The 3,192-nt window shown below is 62.1% G+C and carries 3 protein-coding genes; 1 reads left to right on the top strand and 2 read right to left on the bottom strand.

Annotated elements, in window-relative coordinates; translation table 11 throughout:
- Both WBB85_RS22070 and WBB85_RS22065 read right to left on the bottom strand, forming a co-directional pair.
- A partial coding sequence (locus WBB85_RS22070) for an alpha/beta fold hydrolase (protein WP_432640721.1) occupies positions 1 to 566 on the bottom strand: 566 nt, incomplete at its 3' end.
- Between the two features lie 46 nt (positions 567 to 612).
- On the bottom strand, positions 613 to 1,068 hold the full coding sequence (locus tag WBB85_RS22065; protein WP_432640720.1) for a universal stress protein: 456 nt from the start codon (positions 1,066 to 1,068) through the stop codon (positions 613 to 615).
- A gap of 176 nt (positions 1,069 to 1,244) precedes the next feature.
- Between WBB85_RS22065 and WBB85_RS22060 the strand changes: the two genes are divergently transcribed.
- The coding region (locus WBB85_RS22060) for a beta-propeller fold lactonase family protein (protein WP_432640722.1) at positions 1,245 to 3,192 on the top strand (1,948 nt) is incomplete at its 3' end.

Genomic DNA, 3,192 nt, shown 5'->3' with positions numbered 1-3,192 from the left:
GTGCCCGAGATGGCAGCGGCCACGCCGCAATACCCTTCGACAGGCTGACGGGTCAGCATCGCCCGATACCCCTGCATTTCGGGCAAGCTACGGAACGGCTTTGAAAACCAGCGCTCCATCAGGTCGTCGGCAATGGCCTCCAGCCCATAGGCCTCGATCGCTGCAATCCGGTCGGCCCACATCTGTGCCGTGCCGATCTTGGCGGCCGTGTTCGACAGGACCATGGCGCGGACCAGATCCAGCCGTTTGACCGCCAGTCCCTGCGCGATCAGCCCGCCGACCGAAAGCCCGACGAAGAGGCAATCCTTCACGTCAAGCGCGTCGCAGAGCCGTTCGGCATCGCGCACAAGCGTGCCCATCGCATAGGGGGCGGGTGGGCAGGCTGACAGGCCATGGCCGCGTATGTCATAGCGGATCAGCCTGAGGCCATGCGGCAGAAGCGGGATCAGATTGCCCCACATGCGCAGATCGGTGCCGAGCGAATTGGCGAAGACAACCGGCGCGCCGGACGGATCGCCGTCCTCGCGCCAATGCAGATGGATATCCCCGAGATCGAGAATGTTCATGTAACCGCCCTCGTGCCGCGCGGATCAGGGACGCGGCATCCCGCGTTCAGGTGATGGCTTCCAGCCGTTCCTTTGACATCTCGCCCGGCACGATCGTGATCGGGATCGGCAGGCTGCCCGAGTTTTTCGACATCTGGGTCACGAGCGGCCCCGGCCCGCCCTTTTCAGTGCCCGCCCCAAGGACGAGAACGCCGATTTCGGGATCTTCGTTGACCTGGGAAAAGATCTCGGCCATCGGCTCGCCTTCGCGGATCACAAGTTCAGGGTCGATCCCCTGGCGATCGCGCATCCATTTGGCGAAAACCTCGAAATGCGCTTCGATCCGCTCGCGGGCCTCGGCGCGCATGATATCGGCCACCCCGATCCAGTGCTGGAATTCCTCGGGCGGAATAACCGAGAGAATCGTCACTCCCGCGCCGGTATGAGCGGCGCGCAGTGCGGAATATCGCATCGCGTTAAGGCATTCGCGGCTGTCGTCAAGAACCACAAGAAACTTGCGCATGAAACTCCCCTGTCAGGCGGTGCGATCATGGCCTGTCACGACTGCGGTGGCAATCCTTGCCGTCAATTTGCGGACAAGTGGGCAGGCCGGGACTGTCGCCGTTAGCGCCACGTCAATGTTTCCTGCGCAGAGTCAGCCCGACCTTGGTGGTAAGGCTGGAACACATCGTGAAGCTGATGCATGCCGGAACGTATCTGGGTGCGCCGATGGCTCTGCCCATCGGCGCGTCCGAGATCGTGACCAGCGGTTCGGGTGCGTCTTTCCGGCTGAACGTGCTCGACTACGGGTTCGGCGTGACGACGAAATTTACGGTCACGGCCGGGGCAATCGGCACTTTTCAGGGGCAGGACGATCACGTGACGGGGCGAACCGCCCTGACCGCGGGTACGTTTTCGGGCAATGTTCTTACCTCGGCGCTCAGCGCGGTTCTGGCCGACGGGCCAGGGGCGTCAACAACCGCGTTCCTGAGCTTTGGTGCCGACTATTTCGATCAGGTCGAACTGGTTTCGGTTCCGGTCGGGGCCGAGAGGTACCTGTTCGCCGCGGCAGCGGATGGCGCTGGGTTTTCGGTCTTCCTGGCGTCGAACGTTGGCGGGCTCAGCCATGTTTCGGACATCTCTGATACGACCGCCAGCTATGCCGACGGTATCACGGCGATGGCCACGGTGCAGATGGGCGCAAAAAGCTTTGTCTATGTGGGATCGGCGACCGAGGACGGGATCACCGGCTATGAGGTGGGTGCGGGCGGCACGATCACAGAGGTGGAGTCGCTCGGCACCGATCAGCTGATCCCCACTGAGGATGTGACGGATATGGCCGTGGCCAGCGTCGGCGGGGTGACCTATCTGATCGTTGCGGCGGCTGAAAGTTCCAGCCTGACAGTGTTTGCCGTCGACCCCGACGGTACTCTGACCCCGGTGGACCATGTTGTCGATGATCTCGGCACCCGGTTCCAGTCGGTCTCGGTCATGGATGTGATCACGACGGGCGGGCGGACCTATGTAGTTGTGGCCGGGGCGGATGACGGGCTGACCCTGCTTACGCTGCTGCCCGGCGGCCAGCTTCTGCATGTCCAGACCCTGTCTGATACGGCCGCGATGTCGCTGGCCCATGCTTCGGCGATCAAGATCGTTCCTGTGGGCAACGAATTGCAGGTCTTCGTCACCTCGGGCCTGGAGGCGGGGATGACGATGTTCCGCTTCGATCTGAGCAATGAGGGTGCCACACTGATCGGTGGCGACACCGTCGGAACGCTGACCGGTACGGCAAAGGACGATATCCTCGTCCAGCTTTACGGCGATGCCACGCTTTCAGGCGGTGCCGGTGCCGATATCCTGCGCGACGGCATCGACAGCGATCATCTGCAAGGGGGCAACGGTGCGGATACATTCGTGCTGATCGAGGACGGGGTCGACGATGTCATCATGGATTTCGAATGGGGCAAGGACCGGATCGACCTGTCGTACTGGTCCTATCTGCGCAATGTCGATGAACTGATCATAACGCCAACCGCGAGCGGTGCGACGATCCGCTACGGACAGGAGTTCCTGACAATCCTGACTTCGGACGGGCGTTCGCTGCTGATGCAGGATTTCACGACGTGGGGACTTCTGAACATCACACGCTTTCCGGTGGCAATCGGTGTGCCTCAGAAGGTGCATCAGGGCACGGTTCTGGGCGAAACCCTGATGGGCACCGCAGAGGACGAGCTGTTTGTCGGGCTCGAAGGCGACGATGTCTTTGTCAGCGGCGGCGGGCATGATCTGTTCGACGGCGGTGCGGGCTTTGATACCGTCGATTACACCGGAACCAGGACGGCTCTGACGATCGATTGGCAGTTTCCGTCGAATACAGGGGGACCGACCCCGCGATACAGCTCGATCGAAGGGGTGATCGGATCCTTGGCGAATGATGTCATCCGACTGGATAGTGCCGCGAACCTGATCGACGGTGGGACCGGCGACGATCTGCTTGACGGACGCGGGGGGCAGGACACGATCATTGGCGGGCGTGGGGATGACAGCCTCGACGGGGGGTCAGGGTTTGATTGGGCCTATTACGACCGTGATGTTTTCGCAGGCGGTGTATTTGGGGTGAGTGTGGATCTTGGGGCGGGGACTGCGA

This window comes from Albidovulum sp., assembly GCF_049646345.1.
Classification (GTDB): domain Bacteria; phylum Pseudomonadota; class Alphaproteobacteria; order Rhodobacterales; family Rhodobacteraceae; genus Albidovulum.
The sequence above is the reverse complement of the archived record's forward strand: the minus strand, read 5'-3'. Positions and strand labels throughout refer to the sequence as shown.

Bases quoted from the DNA above. Each gene is read 5' to 3' on its own strand.
- WBB85_RS22065 (WP_432640720.1), bottom strand. From the start codon at position 1,068: ATGCGCAAGTTTCTTGTGGTTCTTGACGACAGCCGCGAATGCCTTAAC.